Genomic DNA, 18,149 nt, shown 5'->3' with positions numbered 1-18,149 from the left:
AACCGGGTGGGCGACGGCTGGTCAATGCCCTCGCGTCCAGCGTCGACTGCTAGACGACCGCCGAGCGGTCGAGGTGCTCGGCGCTGGAGCGCTCGCCCGCGTGCAGCGCCCGCCAGGCGCTGCCGAGGCGAGCCATGGCCTCGGCGGTGAGCGCCGGCTCCCACGTGATCGGGATGCGGGCGAAGCGGTCGAGCACGCCGGAGGCCGAGAACCGCGGCCCGGGCGGCAGGAGCAGTCCTCGATCCCGCGCGGCGAGCGAGAGGGCGGTCGACCACGGTCCGCCCAGGTCGACCCAGGCCGCGAGGCCGCCCGGCATCGGCGGCATCGCCACGCCCGGGAGGTGCTCGGCGAGGCCCGCCGCGACCGCGGCACGGCCCGCCCGCAGCCGGTCGCGCGTGCTCGTGAGCAGCGCATCCATCTCGTCCAAGAGCTCCATCGCGATGCACTGCTCCAGCAGCGGGGTGCCGAGGTCGATCGACGGCCGCGCGCCGAGCAGCGCGGCGACCTGCTCGCGGCCCGCGCGGATCCAGCCGATGCGCAGCCCGCCCCACGCGATCTTCGACATCGAGCCGAGCAGGATCGCCGGCCCGTGCGCCGCGAAGGGACGCGGGGTCCAGCCGCGGTCGATGTCGAGCTCGGCGCACGTCTCGTCGACGATGAGCAGCGTGCCGGTCGCGCGCGCGACCGCGGCGAGCCTCGCCCGCTCGAGCTCGGGCATCGTCGCCCCTGTCGGGTTGTGGAAGTCGGCGACCAGGTAGGCGAGCGCCGGCCGCTGCGACCGCAGCGTCTCGACGAGGTGGTTCGCGTCCCATCCGCCACTGCCGTGCGGACCCGCATCGGGCGTCACGGGCGTCGGCAGCAGCCGGTGGCCCGTGCGCCGGAGCGCGTCGATCGCGTGCGGGAAGCTCGGCTGCTCCACCACCGCGCTGCGACCGCGCTCGCCGAACGCCGCCAGCACGATCGAGAGCGCGTGCATCGCGCCGCTCGTGACGACGATCTGGTCGGGGTCGGTCGGCAACCCGCGGGCGGTGTAGCGATCCGCGATGCGAGCCCGCAGCTCCGGCAGGCCGTCGATCGAGTACCCGGGTGTGCCGAGCAGCCCCGCGAGCCGGTCGAGCGCCCGCACCGTCGCCGCGTGCAGCCCCGGCGCGGAGCCGATCGACGCGATCGTGAGGTCGATGACGTCGTGGTCCGCGGCGGCCGGGCGCTGCAGGCGCTGCGCCGGCAGCGACGCCCGGGTGCCCGAGCCGTGCGTGCGCACGACGTAGCCGCCCGACTCGAGCAGCTCGTAGGCCCGCGCGATCGTGGCGCGGGACCGGCCGAGCTCGGCGGCGAGCGCCCGCTCGCTGGGCAGCCGCTCGCCGACCGTCATGCGGCCGTCGAGCAGCAGCATGCGGATGCGGTCGGCGAGCGACCGCGCGACCGCGGTCGTCGCGCGCCATTCGCCGAGCTGGGTGCCGAGCCTGGATGCCATGCGCCCATCCTGCCGCCTCAGTGGACTGGAGAGCACGAGCCACTTGCGGGGGAGTGGCCCGCGACGGTGGCATGCCCGATGGAGTGGAATGGACGCTGTGACGACCGGTCCCCACCAGCAGCAGCACCCACGAGCGCACGAGCGACCCGCCGGGCACCCGATCCGACGGCTGCTCCTGCCCATCGATGCGCTGGGCCCCCGCGACACGACCGCCAGGGTCGTGCAGCTGCTCGTCGGCCTCTTCCTCTACGGCATCGCCCTCGCGATGCTGATCCGCGCCGACCTCGGCGTCGGTCCGTGGGACGTCTTCTCGCTCGGCCTCGCCGTGCACCTGCCCATGAGCTACGGCATGGCCACGATCGCCGTGTCGGCGCTCGTGCTGCTCGTGTGGATCCCGCTGCGCCAGCGGCCGGGGATCGGCACGCTGCTCAACGCGGTGCTCGTGGGTCCCTCGGCCGACGTCGGGCTGCTGCTGATCCCCGAGGTGCAGGGGCTGTGGGCCCAGGTGCCGCTGCTCGTGGGCGGCATGGTGCTGCTCGCCTTCGCGACCGGCCTCTACATCGCGCCGCAGCTGGGCCCCGGGCCGCGCGACGGCCTCATGACCGGCATCGTGCGCATCACGGGCTGGCGCGTCTGGATCGTCCGCACCCTCATCGAGGGCACGGTGCTGCTGCTCGGCTGGCTGCTCGGCGGTCCGGTGGGGGTCGGCACCGTGATCTTCGCCTTCGGGATCGGCCCGCTCATCGGCATCTTCCTGCCGCTCTTCGCACGTCGTCGCGAGGCGACGGTCGCGCGGCTCACGAGTCGCCGAGGAGCCGATCAGCGCCGCTGATCCGTTCGCGATCCGCGGAAAACCGCGGAAACTGCGGCGTGTCGCCCGGGTTCTCCGGTACCCGCCAGGGGTTCAGGGCTACGTTCGGGGTTGGTCGGAGCCCCCTCGGGCGCCGACGGATGCCCGCCCCCAGGCGGGACGGACATGCCACCATCAGGAGGACACCATGGCTGAGACCATCAACAAGACCACCCTCGCTTCGAAGATCGCAGCGACGACCGACCTCTCGCAGGCGAAGGTCACCGCAGTGCTGGACGCCCTGTTCGACGAGGTCTCGACGGCCGTCGCCGCCGGCGACAAGGTCTCGATCCCGGGCTTCTTCAGCGCCGAGCGCACCGAGACCGCTGCCCGCACGGGCCGCAACCCGCAGACGGGCGCCGAGATCAAGATCGCCGCGGGCCACCGCGTCAAGCTGACCGCCGGCTCCAAGCTCAAGGCTGCCGTCAAGTAGCTCGCACCACCACAGCAGCAGGAGGGGCTCCGCCGTGAGGCGGGGCCCCTCCTGTCGTCCCGGGGCCAGACGGCGCGCATAGGGGCGACGACTACCCTGGGTGGGTGCAGCGCATCCGTCTCCTCGCGCCGGCGCTCGCGATCCTCGCGGGCCTGGCCGCGGCGTGGGCGGCGCTCGAGCTCGGCGGCGGCGCTGCGGCCCCGAGCCTGCAGGACCCCGGCCCCGCCGTGCGCTACGGCGTGCCGATGGCCACGATGCTGCGGAACGTCGCGATCGCGGCAGCCTTCGGCGGCGCGGTGCTCGCGTGCTTCGCGCTCCCGCCGCGCAGCCGCGACTGGCACCGCACGCTCGACCTCGCGGGCGCTGCCGCCGGCATCGCGACGGTCGCGCAGGGCTTCGTCGGCTTCGGGTCGTTCCGGCAGGTCGTCACGAACCCGGTCACCGCGACGAACGACTTCGGCCAGCTGCTGCAGTTCTTCTTCGTCGAGGTCGAGACCGGCCGGCTGCTGCTCGGCACGCTGCTCGCGCTCGCGCTGCTGACCGTGCTGCTGCTCGTCGCGCGGGGACCGGTCGCGGTCGCGTTCACCGTCGTGCTCTGGGCGGTGCCGTTCTGGCTCATCGCCTCCGGCGGGCACGCGGGCGGCACCGCGAACCACACGATCGCCGTGTCGTCGCTGCTGCTGCACCTCATCTTCGTCTCGATCTGGCTGGGCGGCCTGCTGCACGTCGGCCTGCTCGCCCGCCGCGACCCGCGGCCCGGCGCGTCCGACGTCGTGGCCGACGCCGCGTACGGGGATGTGCTGCTGCGCTACTCCTCGCTCGCGCTCGTGAGCTTCCTCGTCGTCGCCTTCTCGGGCATCGTCTCGGCCTGGGTGCGCATGGAGGGCGACTGGTTCAGCCCCTACGGCCTCCTGTCGCTCACGAAGGCGGCGCTGCTGCTCGTGCTCGGCGGCTTCGGCGCGTGGCAGCGGATGCGCGTGCTGCGGCCCGCGGCGACCGTGCCCGACCGGGTGCCGGGCCGCGCGGTCGCGCTCCTGCTCGCACTCGAGCTCACGGTGATGGGCGTCACCGCCGGCGTCGCCGCCGGCCTCGCGCGCACGCCGACGCCGGTCGCAGAGGTGCCGCCCGGTGCCGAGGCGACGCCGGCCGAGATCCTCACCGGGCGTCCGCTGCCGCCGACCTTCGAGCCTGCGCGGCTCGCCGACCAGTGGTCGATCGACCCGCTGTGGTCGGTCATCTGCGCGATGCTCGCGTTCTTCTACCTCGCGGGCGTAGTCCGTCTCGCGCGCCGCGGCGACCGCTGGCCGCTCCAGCGCACGGTCGCGTGGGTCGCCGGCGTCGCGCTGCTGTGGTGGTGCACGAACGGCCCGCTGAACCTCTACCAGGAGTTCCAGTTCTCGCTCCACATGCTCGTGCACATGCTGCTGGGCATGGCCGTGCCGGTGCTCCTCGTGCCGGGCGCGCCGATCACGCTCGCGATGCGGGCGATCCAGAAGCGCCGCGACGGCTCGCGCGGCGGTCGCGAGTGGCTCATGGCGATCGTGCACTCGAAGTACATGGAGGTGCTCAGCTCGCCGCTCGTCGCGGCCGGGCTCTTCGTCGCGAGCCTGTGGCTCTTCTACTACACGCCGCTCTTCGCGTGGTCGATGCACGAGCACCTCGGGCACGTCTGGATGGTCGTGCACTTCGTCGGCTCGGGCTACCTGTTCGTGCAGGCCATCATCGGCATCGACCCCGGTCCTGCCAGGCCGCCCTACGCGCTGCGCCTCGTGCTGCTGCTGGGCGCGATGGTGTTCCACGCGTTCTTCGGCCTCACGCTCATGACCGGTGAGGCGCTGCTGCTCGCCGACTGGTTCGGCGCGATGGGCAACGGCGTCGACGCGCTCGCGGACCAGCGGGTCGGCGGCGGCATCGCGTGGTCGATCGGCGAGATCCCGACGGTGATCCTCGCGATCACGACCGTCGTGCTCTGGGCGCGCAGCGACCGGCGCGAGCAGGTGCGCACGGACCGCGCCGCGTCGCGCGACGGCGACGCGGATCTCAACGCCTACAACGACATGCTCGAGCGGATGGGGAAGCGATGACCGACGGACGTCACGAGGCGGGCGGGTCGGGCGACCGCGCCGAGCAGCACCTGCCGGAGGAGCTCGCGGCCTACGCCCAGGGCCGCGCGCTGCGGCTGCGCATCGTGCGGCATGCCGAGACCGAGCACAACATCAACCACCTCATGCAGGGCTGGTCCGACTCCCCGATCACCGAGCGCGGCCGCGACCAGATCGCCGCCGTCGCAGACCGGCTCTCGAGCGAGCGCTTCGACCTCGCCTTCTCCTCCGACCTGCAGCGCACGCGCACGACCGCCGAGGGCATCCTCTCCAGGCTCGACCCGCAGCCGCCGATCGCCTACGACGAGGTGCTGCGCGAGTGGCACTTCGGCAGCCACGAGGAGCGCCCCGCAGCGGACGTGTGGCGCGAGGTCATCGTCGAGCACGGGTTCGAGGTCGACCGCGAGCTGAGCGCGCTCCGCTCGATCGGCGAGCAGGTCGGCTGGCGCGGGCTGTTCGACACGATCGCGCAGCTCGACGCGAGCGGGCAGGCCGAGCAGGCCGCCGAGACCGTGGTGCGCGCCGACGTGGCGCTCGAGCGCATCGTGCGCGCGGCATCCGCCGTGCCGGGCGACCACGAGGTGCAGGTGCTCGTCGTGTCGCACGGCGGCTTCATCACGTCGATGCTGCGCCAACTCGTGCCCGAGCTGACGCCCGACATGATCCTGCCGAACTGCTCCGTCACGACCGTCTCGCTGCCGGCGGGCACGCTCGTCTGGCACCTCGACGGGCTCGGCGAGACGGCCGACGCGGAGATCGCGCGGTAGCGCGCCGACGTGCGAGGCTGACGCCATGACGATCCCGGAGCGGTACCGCTACCTGACCGACCAGCCCCTGTTCGCGCACCTCGCGACCGTGCGGCCCGACGGCTCGGTGCAGTCGAACCCCATGTGGTTCCAGGTCGTCGGCGACGAGGTGCGCTTCACGCACACGAGCAAGCGCCAGAAGCTCAAGAACCTGCAGGCGAACCCGACGATGAGCCTGTCGATCGTCGACCCGCAGGACCCGCTGCTGTACGTCGAGATCCGCGGTCACCTCGCGGGCGTGATCGACGACCCGACGGGATCCTTCTACGTGACGCTGCAGAACCGCTACGGCAACCCGTCGACGCAGGCGCCGCCGGACTCGCCCGACCGCATCATCCTGCGGATGGCGATCGACAAGGTCACCGGCCGGGTCTGACGCTGCCGACGTCGCTCGGCGGCTCGGTCAGCGCCGCGAGGGCAGGTGCACTTCGAGCTCGTAGCGCTCGCGCGGGTCGGCCTCGTCGACGTGCTCGCCCGCGAGCCCGAGCCTGCGGTAGAACGCGGCCGCGACGTCGAGCGACTGCCACTCGAGCACGCGCACGCGCGTGTGGAGCTCCGCCCACGACCGGACCGCCTCGAAGAGGGCCGTGCCCGCACCGTGCCCGCGCGCGTCCGGCGACACCCACAGGTCGTGCATCCGGGCGATCGACCAGTCGCGGTGCGGCGCCGGCCCGTAGTCCTGGGCCGCGGCGTAGCCGATCACCCGGCCGTCGAGCTCGGCGGCGACGATGTGATGGGCGCGGTTCTCGACGAGCGATCCGAGGCGCTCGCGGTAGCGGTCGACCTTCTCGTCGGGCTCGTCAGCCGCGCGATGGGCGGCGAAGAGCGGGAGCAGCACGTCGGCGTCCGCCGTCGTCGCCTGCCGGATGCGGAGGCCGCCATCGCCCTTGCCGCCGTCACCCGTGTCGCCGTCGCCCATGCGGTCAGCGTAGCGGCGGGGGTCTGCGCGCCGCCTCAGGCGGCGGCAGCGACGTGCGCGGCGCACGCGGGCTGGCACGCCTCGCACGTCGTCACCTGCTTGCGGCACGACCACACGGCGCAGTTGCCCATGCCGCTCGTGGCGGCGCCGCAGCGCACGCAGGTGCCGAGGACGGCGGCACCGGAGCCGAAGTCCATCGTCTGCCGCTGGTCGAAGACGTAGAGCGAGCCCTCCCACAGGCCGGCGTTGCCGAACGTCTCGCCGTAGCGCACGATGCCGCCGTCGAGCTGGTACACCTCGCTGAAGCCGCGCTTCGTCATGAGCGACGACAGCACCTCGCAGCGCACGCCGCCGGTGCAGTAGGTCACGACGGGCTTGTCCTTGAGGTGGTCGTAGGCGCCGGAGTCGAGCAGCTCGACGAAGTCGCGGGTCGTCTCGACGTCGGGCACGATCGCGCCCCGGAAGCGGCCGATGTCGGCCTCGAAGCGGTTGCGCCCGTCGAAGAGGACCACGTCGTCGCGCTCCTCGACGAGCCGGTGCAAGTCCGCGGGCTGCAGGTGGGTGCCGCCGCCGACCACGCCGCCCGCGTCGACCTCGAGCTCGTCGGGCGCCCCGAACGTCACGATCTCGTCGCGCACCTTCACGGTGAGCCGCGGGAAGTCGTCGCCGGTGCCGGTCGACCACTTGATGTCCATGCCTCGGAATCCGGAGTACTCGCGAGTGGCGCGCGCGTAGCGCTTGCACGCCGCCATATCGCCGCCGACGGTGCCGTTGATGCCGTGCGGCGAGATGAGGATGCGGCCGGTGAGGCCCAGCGACGTCGCGAGCGCGTGCTGCCACAGCCGCACCGCCTCGGGGTCGGCGATCGGCGTGAAGCGGTAGTAGAGCAGCACCTTGTGCATCGGACGATCCTCCCAGTCCGGCACCCCGTTCGCCGACACCGGCCGCACGACGCACGCCCCGCGCGGCGGCCGCGCGCCCGCCGAGGTGCGCGGACTCCGCCAGCCGGGCGGATCGGCGGTCGGGCGTGCGTTGTGCGAGAGGACCAAGGCGTGCGGATGCGGGGCGCGGCTCCGGCAGGATGGCTCCTCGTGAACATGTGGTTGCAGTGGCTCATGGCCATGACGGTGAAGAGCAAGGGCAAGCCGGGGCTCGGCATCGACGACGTCGCGAGGACCTCGTTCCGGGTGCTGCCGACCGACATCGACCTGCTCGGGCACATGAACAACGGCCGCTACCCGTCGTACATGGACCTCGCGCGCGTCGACATGTCGAACCGCACCGGCATGTCGGAGGCGCTCGCGAAGGCGGGCATCTACGCCGTGGTCGGCCAGTCGTCGATGGTCTACCGCCGCAGCCTCGACCTGTGGCAGCGGTTCGACATCGAGACCGCGGTGCTGGGCGGCGACGAGCGCGCCATCTACCTGCAGCAGCGCTTCGTCGTCGACGGCGAGCTGCACGCGCGCGGCGTCGTGCAGGGCCGCTTCATCGAGAAGGGCGTCGGCACGGCGAAGATCGCCCGCGTCGTCGAGGTGCTCGAGGCGGCGGGCATCGACGTGCAGCTGCCAGAGCTCGACGAGCGCGTCGCGGAGTGGGCGCGGCTCAACGCGCTGCCGCCGAGCCGCGCGACCCATCGCTCCGACTGGGCGGGGCGCACGCCGCGCTGAGCCGGAGCCCCTCGATGCCCGGCTGACGCACCATCAGCGGCGAGCCGGCGGCTACGGGCGGAGCAGCTCCAGCGCCGCGTGCGCCGCGTTGTGCCCGCCGATGCCCGACACCGCGCCGCCGCGACGAGCGCCCGAGCCGGCCATGAGGATCCGGGGATGCCGCGTCTCGACGCCCCACGCCTCCGCGATCGACGTCGCCTCCTGCTCGAGCCACGGCCACGAGAGGGGCCCGTGGAAGATGTTGCCGCCGGGCATCGCGAGCGCGTCCTCGATGTCGAGCGTCGTCCTCGTCTCGATCGCCGGTCCACCGGCGCCCTCGAGCAGCAGCGGCCGGATCGGCTCGGCGAGCACCGAGTCGAGCGACGCGACGACGGCGCGCTCGAGCTCGTCGCGCATCCGGTCGTTCGTCTCCCGCGTCAGCAGGCGATCGGGCACGTGCAGGCCGAAGACGGTGAGGGTCTGCGCCCCGGATGCGCGGAGGTCCTCCCCGAGGATCGACGGGTCGGTGAGCGAGTGGCAGTAGATCTCGCACGGAAGCGGATCGGGGATGCGGCCGGCGGCCGCCTCGGCGTAGGCCCGGCCGATCTGCGCGTAGCCCTCGTTGATGTGGAAGGTGCCGCCGAACGCCGCCTCGGGCGCGACGCCGTCGCGCAGTCGCGGGAGCCGCGACAGCAGCATGTTGACCTTGACCTGCGCGCCCTCGGGGCGCGGCGCGGCGTCGGCCTCGTCCCCGAGCAGCTGCCCGAGCACGTGCGGCGCGACGGCCGAGAGCACGAGGTCGAACTGCGCGGTGAGCTCGGTGCCGGTCGGCAGCCCCTCGGAGTCGTTCGCGAGGCCACCGATGTGCTCGCTCCACGTGACCTCGCCGTCCGGCGTCACGCGGGTCACCGTGACGCCCGTGAGCACGGTCGCGCCCGCCTGCCGCGCGGCGATCTCGAGCTCGCCGGAGACCTGCCCCATGCCGCCGATGGGCACGTCCCAGTCGCCGGTGCCGCCGCCGATCACGTGGTACAGCAGGCAGCGGTTCTGCTCGAGCCCGGGGTCGTCGAGCGCGGCGAAGGTGCCGATGAGCGCATCCGTCGCGATCACGCCGCGCACGAGGTCGTGGCCGACGGCGCGCTCGATGGCATCGGCGATCGGTGCGTCGACCACCTCCGACCACGCGGATGCGGCGCCCGCCGCCTCGCGCGCCGCCGCCCGGGTGGGGAGCGGGTCGGTCAGCGTCGGGAAGAGCGCGCTCGCGAGGCGGGTCGTGCGGTCGTAGAACGCCGCGAAGCGGTCGGCGTCGTCGGCAGCGCCGATCGCCGCGAACGAGGCACGGGTCGCGGCTGCGTCGCCGGCGTCGATGAGCAGCCCGCGATCGGTGCCGGGCTCGGGCGTGTAGGAGGAGTAGCGGCGCCGCGCGAGCCGCACGTCGAGCCCCAGGTCGCGGATGATCCGCTCGGGCAGCAGGCTCACGAGGTAGGAGTAGCGCGACAGCCGCGCGTCGAGCCCGTCGAACGCCTGCGCCGAGACGGCCGCGCCGCCGACGTGCGGCAGCCGCTCGAGCACGGTCACCTCGACCCCCGCGCGGGCGAGGTAGGCGGCTGCGGTGAGCCCGTTGTGGCCTCCACCGATGATGGCGACGCGCGGCATGGTGCCTCCTCGTAGGTCGGCGGATGCATCGCGCCGCGAGCGCGCGCACGTGCGGCGTCCGTCGGCCTCGAGAGTCCGCACGCATACGATATGCGGCATGAGTGAGCAGCGCAGGGACGACTTCGACGCGCTGATCGCCGAGGCGATCGCCCATGCCGACGCCGAGCACCGCACCGACGGACCGGCGCTCGTGCCGGAGGAGCACGTCGAGGTCGTCGACGAGCAGCGCGCGGATGATCCGTTCGTGGCGCTGCGGCCGGGCGACTCGCTGCCGGCCTTCGAGGTCGACGACGTGACCTTTGCGGCCGCGGCGAATCCCCTCGCCCAGGTGGAGCTGTCCCCGACCGCCCACGTCGGCGAGGCGCTGCCGGCCGGCGGGTGGTCGCTGTCCCGCGAGAGCGCCGACGTGCCGACCCAGCAGATGGACGCCGCCGAGCTGGAGGCGGAGCTGCGTGCCGTCGCCGCGCCGAGCGACGCGCGGCCGACCGACGCGCGGCCGACCGACGCGCCGACGTCGGATGCCAGGGATGCCGCCGCTCGCGCCCGGCACGCCGTCTCGCCCGTGCTCCCGGTGCTGCCGCCCTCGGATCAGCCGCGCATCGGCGGGCTCGCCGCCAGGGTCGCTGCGCGCGCCGCCGCGGAGCGAGCAGAGCGCGACCTCGAGCCGGAGCCCGAGGTGCAGGCCGAGGCCGCCGCGCCGCCGGCGTCGCCGCCCGAAGCGTGGCCGGAGCCGGGGGAGCCGCGGCCGGAGCCGCAGCCCGAGCCGGAGCCGCAGCCCGAGCCGGAGCCGCAGCCGCAGCCCGAGCCGGAGCCGCAGCCCGAGCCCGAGCCGGAGCCGGAGCCGGAGCCGGAGCCGGAGCCCGAGCCGCAGCCCGAGCCCGAGCCGCAGCCCGAGCCGGAGCCCGAGCCGGGGCCCGAGCCGGAGCCCGAACCGGAGCCGGAGCCCGAGCCGGAGCCCGAACCGGAGCCGGAGCCCGAACCGGAGCCGGAGCCGGAGCCCGAACCGGAGCCCGAACCGGAGCCCGACCCCGAACCGGAGTCGGAGCCCGAACCCGAACCCGCGCGCGCGATCCCCATGCCCTCGCCGCAGGCGGCACCCGTCGCGCCTCCGGCCATCCCGAATCCCCTCGCCGCGGCGCCCGCCTCGACGCCGGAGCCCGTCGCGCTGACCGAGCCGGAGTCTGCGGACCCCTTCGCGCTCGCCGCGGTCGAGCGCGTGCGCGGCTGGGCCGCGCGGCCCAGCACCGCGAAGCCCGACAAGGCGGCGGAGCGGCTCGCCGGACTGCTCAAGGACCCGGCAGGCCTCGACTTCGCCATCGGCTTCGTCGACAAGGTCGTGCGGCCCGAGGATCCGAGGGTCAGCGCCCGCAACTTCGAGGCGCTCAGCCGAGACATCCCCGGCTTCCTCGACTGGTACCTCAAGCTCGGCGTCACCGTCGGCGGCGGGTTCGGCGTCGTCACGCCGCGCCTGATCATCCCGATCGTGAAGCGCGCGATGCGCGACATGGTCTCCCACCTCGTGATCGACGCCTCGCCGAACCGGCTCGCCCGGCCGCTCGCCAAGCTGCGCGAGGACGGCACGCGACTCAACATCAACCTGCTCGGTGAGGCCGTGCTCGGCGAGGAGGAGGCGGCGAGCCGACTCGAGGGCACCATGGCGCTGCTGCAGCGCGACGACGTCGACTACGTCTCGGTGAAGGTGTCGGCGATGGCGCCGCAGCTGCAGGCGTGGGCGTTCGACGAGACGGTCGACGAGGTCGTCGAGCGGCTGCTGCCGCTCTACCGCGTGGCCGCCGAGGCGAGCCCGCAGAAGTTCATCAACCTCGACATGGAGGAGTACCGCGACCTCGACCTGACGATCGCGGTCTTCGAGCGCCTCCTCACCCGGCCCGAGCTCGCGAGGCTGGACGCCGGCATCGTGCTGCAGGCGTACCTGCCGGATGCCCTCGCGGCCTACCGCCGCCTCGCCGCCTTCGCGAAGCAGCGCCGCGCCGACGGGGGCGCCGGCATCAAGGTGCGGCTCGTCAAGGGCGCGAACCTCGCGATGGAGCGCGTCGACGCCGCGCTGCACGGCTGGCCGCTCGCGGTGGCGCCGTCGAAGGCGTCGACGGACGCGAACTACAAGCGCGTGCTGCGCGAGGCGCTGCTGCCCGAGAACGCCTTCGCGGTGCGGCTCGGCGTCGCGAGCCACAACCTGTTCGACCTCGCGTACGCCGCTGAGCTCGCCCGCCACCACGGCACGCACCAGCGCGTCGACGCCGAGATGCTGCTGGGCATGGCCGCCGAGCACCGCGAGGCCGTGCGCGAGGTCTTCCCGGGCATCGTCCTCTACACGCCCGTCGTGCGACCCGACCAGTTCGACGCGGCCGTCGCCTACCTGATCCGGCGGCTGGAGGAGAACGCCTCGGGCGAGAACTTCATGTCGAGCATGTTCGACCTCGCCGACCCCGCCGTGCTGCAGCGCGAGCGCGACCGCTTCCTCGCCTCGATCGCGCTGCTCGAGCGCGAGGACGCCGCGGGGGAGCCGCGCCCGAACCGCACGCAGGACCGGCTGGGCGACCTCGCGGTCTCGGTGACGCATCCCCTCGGGTTCGAGAACGAGCCCGACACCGACCCGTCGCTCGCGTCGAACCGGGCGTGGGGGCGGCAGGTGGTCGCACGGGCCGCAGAGTCGCAGCTCGGCATCCGCACCCTCGGCATGAACCGCATCGAGGACTGGCCGACGCTCGAGCGCCGCATCGACCGGGCAGCGCAGTCGGCGGCGGGCTGGGCGGCGCTCGGCGCCGAGCGCCGGGCCGCGGTGCTGCGGGACGCGGCCGAGGCGCTCGGCGTCTACCGCGGGCGGCTCGTCGAGGTGATGATCGCCGAGACGGGCAAGACGATCGGCGAGGGCGACCCCGAGGTGTCGGAGGCGATCGACTTCGCGCGCTACTACGCCGAGCAGGCGATCCTGCTCGAGCAGGTGGAGGACGCGACGCCTCGGCCCGTGGCGCTCACCGTCGTCACCCCGCCGTGGAACTTCCCGGTCGCCATCGCCTGCGGCGGCGTGACCGCGGCGCTCGCGACCGGGTCCGCCGTGGTCCTGAAGCCCGCGCCGCAGGCCCGCCGCTCGGCGGCCGTGCTGGCCGAGGCGCTGTGGGAGGCGGGCGTGCCCCGCGACGTGCTCGTGCTGTGCGACATGGAGGAGGGCGAGCTGTCGCAGCGGCTGGTCGCCCACCCGGCCGTCGGCAGGCTCATCCTCACCGGCTCGTCCGACACGGCGGCGCGCTTCACCTCGTGGCGCAGCGACCTGCCGCTGCTCGCCGAGACGAGTGGCAAGAACGCCATCGTCGTGACGCCCTCGGCCGACCTCGAGCTCGCGGCAGCCGACATCGTCCGTAGCGCCTTCCTGCACGCCGGCCAGAAGTGCTCCGCAGCATCCGTCGCGATCCTCGTCGGCACGGCGGGCGACAGCGAGCGCTTCCGCAGGCATCTCATCGATGCCGCGCGCTCGCTGCGCGTCGGCTCGCCGCTCGACGCGCGCACCCACGTCGGTCCGCTCATCGAGCCCGCGCAGGGCGACCTGCTGCGCGCGCTGACGACGCTCGAGGACGGCGAGGAGTGGCTGCTCGAGCCGCGGCAGCTGGATGCGTCGGGCAGGCTCTGGTCGCCCGGCATCCGCGACGCCGTGCTCCCGGGCACGATGTCGCACGTGACCGAGTTCTTCGGACCGCACCTGTCGCTCATCGAGGTCGAGACCCTCGACGAGGCGATCGAGGCGCAGAACGCCACCGAGTTCGGCCTCACGGCCGGCATCCACTCGCTCGACCCCGACGAGGTGGCGCACTGGCTCGACGAGGTGCAGGCGGGCAACCTGTACGTCAACCGCGGCATCACGGGCGCGATCGTGCGCCGGCAGCCGTTCGGGGGCTGGAAGCTCTCGCAGGTCGGCCCCGGCGCGAAGGCCGGCGGACCGAACTACCTCGCGACGCTCGTCGACTGGGAGCCGGTGCACGCCGAGCCGAGGAAGTCGGTGCGCCTGCACGGCTTGCACAAGCGCGTGGCGGCGGTCATCGAGGCCGCGACCCCGCAGCTCGACTTCATCGAGTTCGACCGCGTGCGCGCCGGCGCGAACAGCGACGAGCGCTGGTGGGAGGAGGAGTTCGGGGTGTCGAAGGACATCTCGGCGCTCGGCGTCGAGCGCAACGTGCTCCGCTACCGGCCGGCCGAGCTGCTCATCCGCGTGGCGGAGGACGGCGCGATGGTCGATCTCGTGCGGCTGCTGGCAGCCGCCGCGCGCACCCGTGCGGTCGTGCGCATCTCGTCGGCGCTCGAGGTGCCGAGCGGCGTCGTGAAGCTGTCGCGCCTGCCGATCCCGCACGTACGGATCGAGGAGATCGTCGAGGAGTCCGACGCGGCCTTCCACGAGCGCATCCGCTCGGGCGAGGCGCTCGAGCCGGTGCACACCGAGGACGCGCTCGGGCTGACGCGCGTGTCGGAGCCGGTGCGGCGCATCCGCGTCGTGGGGACCGACCCGCAGCTGCGCGAGGTGCTCGCGGGCAACGTGCGCGTCGCGGTCTACGACGGGCCGGTGACGACCGAGGGCCGCATCGAGCTGCTGCCGTTCCTGCGGGAGCAGGCGGTGTCGATCACGGCGCACCGCTTCGGCAACCCGGACGAGCAGATGCTGGCGCTCGCGGTCTAGTCCCTCCGCTCCTCACCAGTGGTGGCCGTTCGTCCGGCCGCGAGTGCTTGACTGGCTCCATGCGGTACGGATACAAGGCCAGCGCCGAGCAGTTCTCCCCGGCGGAGCTGCTCGAGCTCGTGCAGCTCGCCGAGCAGGTCGGGCTCGAGAGCGCGTTCATCTCGGACCACCTCCAGCCGTGGCGGCACGACGGTGGGCACGCCCCGAACGCGGTCGCCTGGCTCGGCATGGCGCTCGAGCGCACCGAGCGCATCGTGCTCGGCACCTCGGTGCTGACGCCGACCCTCCGCTACCACCCGGCGGTCGTCGCGCAGCAGTTCGCGACCCTCGGCCAGGTGCACCCCGGCCGCCTCATCCTCGGCGTCGGCACGGGAGAGTCGCTCAACGAGCAGGCGATCGGCGTCGAGTTCCCCGAGCTCAAGGAGCGGTTCGCGCGGCTGCGGGAGTCGGTGCGGCTCATGCGCCGGCTCTGGACCGAGGAGCGCGTCGACTTCGAGGGCGACTACTACGCGACGAGCGGTGCGACGATCTACGACCGGCCCGACGCCCCCATCCCCATCTACGTGGCGGGCGGCGGACCCGCCACCACCCGCTACGCGGCGCGCTTCGCCGACGGCCACATCTGCACCTCGGGCAAGGGCGACGAGTACTACCGCGACACGATCGTCGCGAACCTCGAGGAGGGGCTCGAGAAGGAGGGCCGCGACTCCGCCGACGTCGACCGGATGATCGAGATCAAGGTCTCGTACGACCGCGACCCCGACGCGGCGCTGCACAGCACCCGCTTCTGGGCGGCGCTCTCGCTCACGCAGGAGCAGAAGCACAGCGTGCACGACCCGCTCGAGATGCAGCGGCTCGCCGACGAGCTGCCGATCGAGCAGGTGGCGAAGCGCTGGATCGTCGGCTCGGATGCATCGGCCGTGGCGGCCGAGATCGCCCACTACGCCGAGCTCGGCTTCACTCACCTCGTGTTCCACGGCCCCGGCGACGACCAGCGCCGCTTCCTGGAGCACTTCTCCGAGGACGTGCTGCCGCTGCTCCCGCGCTGACCCTCCGCCACTCGACCCGCCCGCGCCGGCCGGACCAGCTGCGGCAGGTCGGGTCGGCGGGGACGGGTCGAGTCGTGGCGGCGGAGCGCAGCCGGAGGCGACGGATGCGCCGCGCGGCTACGCCGCCGCGAGCTCGGTCGCGACGCGGCGCACGAGCGGCAGCGCGCACGCGGTCGCCGCGAGCGTCAGGCCGACGGCGCCAACGGCCATGAGCGCCCACATGATGATGGAGCCGGGGGTCTGGATCCACCACAGGAAGGTGGGCAGGATCAGCAGCAGGGCCGCCGCGGCAGCGCCGCCGACCGCCACGAGCAGCGGCAGCGCCACCTGGCGCACGATCGCCGCGCGCATCACCGGCAGCTCGACGCCCATGCGGTGCATCGCCCGGTGCTCACGGCGCTGGTCCAGCACCTTCGCCGACTGGGCGATGCCGGCCAGGACCGCGCCGAGCACGCCGGCGATCGCGATGGTGAGGGCCGCGCCCGTCGCCATGTCGGTGCTCATCTGGTCCGCCCCGCCGGCGGTCGCGGGCGCGAGCGAGGCGAAGCCGCCGGCCAGCACCGCGATCGCCATCGCGCCGACGATGTTGAAGGCGCCGCGCGGGTCGTCGAGCACGCGGCGCGCGGCGAGCAGCGTCGCCGGACGGCGCGCGCCCTTCGCCACGAGCCAGGCCACGCCCTGGATGATGAGCGGGCCGAGGACCGTGTACGCGAGCACGAAGACGGCGATGAGCGCGATCGAGAACGCGATGCCGAGGTCGACGACGTCGTAGACGACGATGGCGACGTAGGCGGCCGCCGCGGCGACGAAGACGAGGATGCGCCAGAGCGAGAGTCGCTTGCCGCGCACGCGCTGCGCGACGCCGAGCGGGGTGACGTGGACGCGTCGCAGGGACGCGAGCGCCGCGCCCAGGGCGACCGCGAGCACGGCGCCGGCGGCCGCGAGCCACACCCAGGCGGGCGGCAGCAGCTCGGCGATCGTGAACGGCATGCCCTGGAACTCGATCCGGGCGATGAGCGGCGTGACGGCGAGCGCGAGCACCGCGCCGATCGCGACGCCGACGACAGCCTGCGCGAGCGCGTCGAGCACGGCCATCGCGCTCACCTGGCCGCGCGTCGCGCCGGCGAGCCGCAGCGCCGCGAGCCGGTCGTCGCGTCGTGCGATGGCGAGCCGCACGGCGGCCTGCGCGAGCGTCCACACCGCGGGCAGCAGCAGCGCAGCGGCCACGAAGGCGAGGGTCAGCACGAACTCGCCGTCGAAGCGGTCGACGGCGCCGCTCTCGAGCCGCATCCGGAAGGCGTTGACGCCGCCGAGCACGGCGAGCAGCGCCGCGGTCGCGAACGCGAAGGCGATCGCGCTCAGCACGTCGGTCGCGCGCGGGCCGGTCGCGCGGGCGAGGCGCGCCCACAGTCGGAGGGCGGTCATCGCGACGCCTCGATCCAGCCCTGCTGGGCGGTCATCGGGTTCTCGACGCGCTGCTCGGCGCGCGCTGCGCCGTAGGAGGGGTGCTGCGGCAGCGCCGCCTGCGCGGCAGGGACTCCCATGCCGAGCGGCGTGGTCGCGGCCGGCCGCTCCGCACCACCGGGGGTCGCCTGCTGCCATCCGTCGCCGGCGCCGCGCTCGTCGCTGACGATGCGGCCGTCCTGCAGGCGGACGACGCGCGAGCACATCGCCGCGACCTCCGGGTCGTGGGTGACGACGACGAGCGAGGCGCCATGGCCGAGGGTCGCGCCGATGAGCAGGCTCATCACCGCATCGCCCGTCGACCGGTCGAGCGCGCCGGTCGGCTCGTCGGCGAAGACGATGCCGGGCTGCCCGACGAGCGCCCGCGCGATCGCGACGCGCTGCGCCTGGCCGCCCGAGAGCTCGCCGGGTCGGCGCGCGAGCATGCCGCCGAGGCCGAGCCGGTGCAGCAGCGTGCCCGCCTGCGCCTCCGCGGCCGACCGCGAGCCGCCGCCGAGCATGAGCGGCAGCGCGACGTTCTCGATGGCCGGCAGCTCCGGCAGCAGCTGGCCCGACTGGAAGACGAAGCCGAAGTCGCTGCGGCGCAGCCGCGTGCGCTCGCTGTCGCGCATCGTCGCGAGGTCGCGTCCGCGCCAGACGATGCGGCCGTCGGCGGGCGCGACGATGCCGGCGAGCACGTGGAGGAGGGTCGACTTGCCCGAGCCGCTCGGGCCCATGATGGCGACGGCCTCCGGGCCGTCCGCGCCGATCGTGAGCGAGACGTCGGCGAGCGCCGGCGCTGCGCTGTTGCCCTCGCCGTAGGTGTGGGTGAGCCGCTGGGCATCGAGTCTGTTGGTCTGCATGGCTCCATCCGAGCATCGGTCGGTTGCGGATACGAGCGATCCGGACGCCTTTGCATCGAGCGGTGGATGCAGGATCATCCGCTCGGCTGACAGGCGCTCGTCCGTAGGCTGGGTGCGTGACGACCGCCGCCCCGAACACGCCGGCATCCGGCCGCCTCGCGCCGGGGAGCCGCGCCGATGCCGGGCGCACCCGTGATGGCCGCACCGGTGGCGGGCGCACCCCG

13 protein-coding genes and 1 pseudogene are annotated in these 18,149 nt (G+C 73.8%); 8 read left to right on the top strand and 6 right to left on the bottom strand.

Translation table 11 applies throughout. The features are described 5' to 3' along the window. Positions 1 to 49: 49 nt before the first annotated feature. The gene (gene yczR, locus ABIB37_RS04630; RefSeq protein ID WP_354257318.1) at positions 50 to 1,474 is read right to left on the bottom strand and encodes a MocR-like transcription factor YczR; all 1,425 of its coding nucleotides are present in this window, start codon (positions 1,472 to 1,474) and stop codon (positions 50 to 52) included. 97 nt (positions 1,475 to 1,571) lie between these two features. On the opposite strand from yczR, the gene yczE reads away from it, so the two are divergent. From yczE to ABIB37_RS04605, 5 genes are all read left to right on the top strand, one after another. Beyond that, complete coding sequence (gene yczE, locus ABIB37_RS04625) at positions 1,572 to 2,306, top strand: membrane protein YczE (protein WP_354257315.1); 735 nt, start codon at positions 1,572 to 1,574, stop codon at positions 2,304 to 2,306. Positions 2,307 to 2,472: 166 nt separating this feature from the next. Beyond that, positions 2,473 to 2,757 (top strand): HU family DNA-binding protein, encoded by a 285-nt coding sequence (locus ABIB37_RS04620; protein WP_123696735.1) that lies wholly within the window; start codon positions 2,473 to 2,475, stop codon positions 2,755 to 2,757. 104 nt (positions 2,758 to 2,861) lie between these two features. Then, on the top strand, positions 2,862 to 4,841 hold the full coding sequence (locus ABIB37_RS04615; protein ID WP_354257312.1) for a bifunctional copper resistance protein CopD/cytochrome c oxidase assembly protein: 1,980 nt from the start codon (positions 2,862 to 2,864) through the stop codon (positions 4,839 to 4,841). Beyond that, complete coding sequence (locus tag ABIB37_RS04610; RefSeq protein ID WP_354257310.1) at positions 4,838 to 5,626, top strand: histidine phosphatase family protein; 789 nt, start codon at positions 4,838 to 4,840, stop codon at positions 5,624 to 5,626. The genes ABIB37_RS04615 and ABIB37_RS04610 overlap by 4 nt, the downstream gene beginning before the upstream one ends. A 25-nt stretch (positions 5,627 to 5,651) precedes the next feature. Beyond that, entirely contained in the window at positions 5,652 to 6,041 is a 390-nt protein-coding gene (locus ABIB37_RS04605; protein ID WP_354257307.1) for a PPOX class F420-dependent oxidoreductase, read from the top strand. A gap of 27 nt (positions 6,042 to 6,068) precedes the next feature. Here the strand turns inward: ABIB37_RS04605 and ABIB37_RS04600 are convergent, their stop codons facing one another. Together ABIB37_RS04600 and trhO are read right to left on the bottom strand one after the other, a co-directional pair. Then, the gene (locus tag ABIB37_RS04600; protein WP_354257304.1) at positions 6,069 to 6,584 is read right to left on the bottom strand and encodes a GNAT family N-acetyltransferase; all 516 of its coding nucleotides are present in this window, start codon (positions 6,582 to 6,584) and stop codon (positions 6,069 to 6,071) included. Positions 6,585 to 6,619: 35 nt separating this feature from the next. Next, positions 6,620 to 7,486 (bottom strand): oxygen-dependent tRNA uridine(34) hydroxylase TrhO, encoded by an 867-nt coding sequence (gene trhO, locus ABIB37_RS04595; RefSeq protein WP_354257301.1) that lies wholly within the window; start codon positions 7,484 to 7,486, stop codon positions 6,620 to 6,622. A 195-nt stretch (positions 7,487 to 7,681) separates the two neighbouring features. Between trhO and ABIB37_RS04590 the strand changes: the two genes are divergently transcribed. Beyond that, positions 7,682 to 8,251 (top strand): acyl-CoA thioesterase, encoded by a 570-nt coding sequence (locus ABIB37_RS04590; protein WP_354261534.1) that lies wholly within the window; start codon positions 7,682 to 7,684, stop codon positions 8,249 to 8,251. 51 nt (positions 8,252 to 8,302) lie between these two features. Here ABIB37_RS04590 and ABIB37_RS04585 read toward each other — a convergent pair. After that, positions 8,303 to 9,898 (bottom strand): annotated as a pseudogene (locus ABIB37_RS04585) (phytoene desaturase family protein); the annotation flags it as partial. Between the two features lie 1,063 nt (positions 9,899 to 10,961). Here ABIB37_RS04585 and ABIB37_RS04580 point away from each other — a divergent pair. Next, on the top strand, positions 10,962 to 14,570 hold the full coding sequence (locus tag ABIB37_RS04580; protein ID WP_502914062.1) for a proline dehydrogenase family protein: 3,609 nt from the start codon (positions 10,962 to 10,964) through the stop codon (positions 14,568 to 14,570). A gap of 59 nt (positions 14,571 to 14,629) precedes the next feature. Then, positions 14,630 to 15,619 (top strand): glucose-6-phosphate dehydrogenase (coenzyme-F420), encoded by a 990-nt coding sequence (gene fgd / locus ABIB37_RS04575; protein ID WP_354257292.1) that lies wholly within the window; start codon positions 14,630 to 14,632, stop codon positions 15,617 to 15,619. Between the two features lie 117 nt (positions 15,620 to 15,736). Here the strand turns inward: fgd and ABIB37_RS04570 are convergent, their stop codons facing one another. Beyond that, on the bottom strand, positions 15,737 to 17,044 hold the full coding sequence (locus tag ABIB37_RS04570; protein WP_354257289.1) for an FtsX-like permease family protein: 1,308 nt from the start codon (positions 17,042 to 17,044) through the stop codon (positions 15,737 to 15,739). Next, positions 17,041 to 17,925 carry an ABC transporter ATP-binding protein gene (locus ABIB37_RS04565; protein ID WP_354257286.1) on the bottom strand — a complete coding sequence of 295 codons (885 nt, stop codon included), beginning with the start codon at positions 17,923 to 17,925 and terminating at the stop codon, positions 17,041 to 17,043. Before ABIB37_RS04565 ends, ABIB37_RS04570 begins: the two co-directional genes overlap by 4 nt. Between the last annotated feature and the right edge of the window lie 224 nt (positions 17,926 to 18,149).

The sequence above is a fragment of the Agrococcus sp. UYP10 genome, assembly GCF_040547205.1.
Taxonomy (GTDB): domain Bacteria; phylum Actinomycetota; class Actinomycetes; order Actinomycetales; family Microbacteriaceae; genus Agrococcus; species Agrococcus jenensis.
Note: the sequence above shows the minus strand (reverse complement) of the source record. Positions and strands in the feature narration are given on the sequence as shown.

What these genes read in the sequence shown, in the direction of transcription:
- ABIB37_RS04570 (WP_354257289.1), bottom strand. Translation starts at nt 17,044, where the DNA reads ATGACCGCCCTCCGACTGTGGGCGCGCCTCGCCCGCGCGACCGGCCCG.
- ABIB37_RS04600 (WP_354257304.1), bottom strand. Translation starts at nt 6,584, where the DNA reads ATGGGCGACGGCGACACGGGTGACGGCGGCAAGGGCGATGGCGGCCTC.
- fgd (WP_354257292.1), top strand. Translation starts at nt 14,630, where the DNA reads ATGCGGTACGGATACAAGGCCAGCGCCGAGCAGTTCTCCCCGGCGGAG.
- ABIB37_RS04590 (WP_354261534.1), top strand. Translation starts at nt 7,682, where the DNA reads ATGTGGTTGCAGTGGCTCATGGCCATGACGGTGAAGAGCAAGGGCAAG.
- ABIB37_RS04580 (WP_502914062.1), top strand. Translation starts at nt 10,962, where the DNA reads ATGCCCTCGCCGCAGGCGGCACCCGTCGCGCCTCCGGCCATCCCGAAT.
- ABIB37_RS04620 (WP_123696735.1), top strand. Translation starts at nt 2,473, where the DNA reads ATGGCTGAGACCATCAACAAGACCACCCTCGCTTCGAAGATCGCAGCG.
- yczR (WP_354257318.1), bottom strand. Translation starts at nt 1,474, where the DNA reads ATGGCATCCAGGCTCGGCACCCAGCTCGGCGAATGGCGCGCGACGACC.
- ABIB37_RS04610 (WP_354257310.1), top strand. Translation starts at nt 4,838, where the DNA reads ATGACCGACGGACGTCACGAGGCGGGCGGGTCGGGCGACCGCGCCGAG.
- trhO (WP_354257301.1), bottom strand. Translation starts at nt 7,486, where the DNA reads ATGCACAAGGTGCTGCTCTACTACCGCTTCACGCCGATCGCCGACCCC.
- ABIB37_RS04565 (WP_354257286.1), bottom strand. Translation starts at nt 17,925, where the DNA reads ATGCAGACCAACAGACTCGATGCCCAGCGGCTCACCCACACCTACGGC.
- ABIB37_RS04605 (WP_354257307.1), top strand. Translation starts at nt 5,652, where the DNA reads ATGACGATCCCGGAGCGGTACCGCTACCTGACCGACCAGCCCCTGTTC.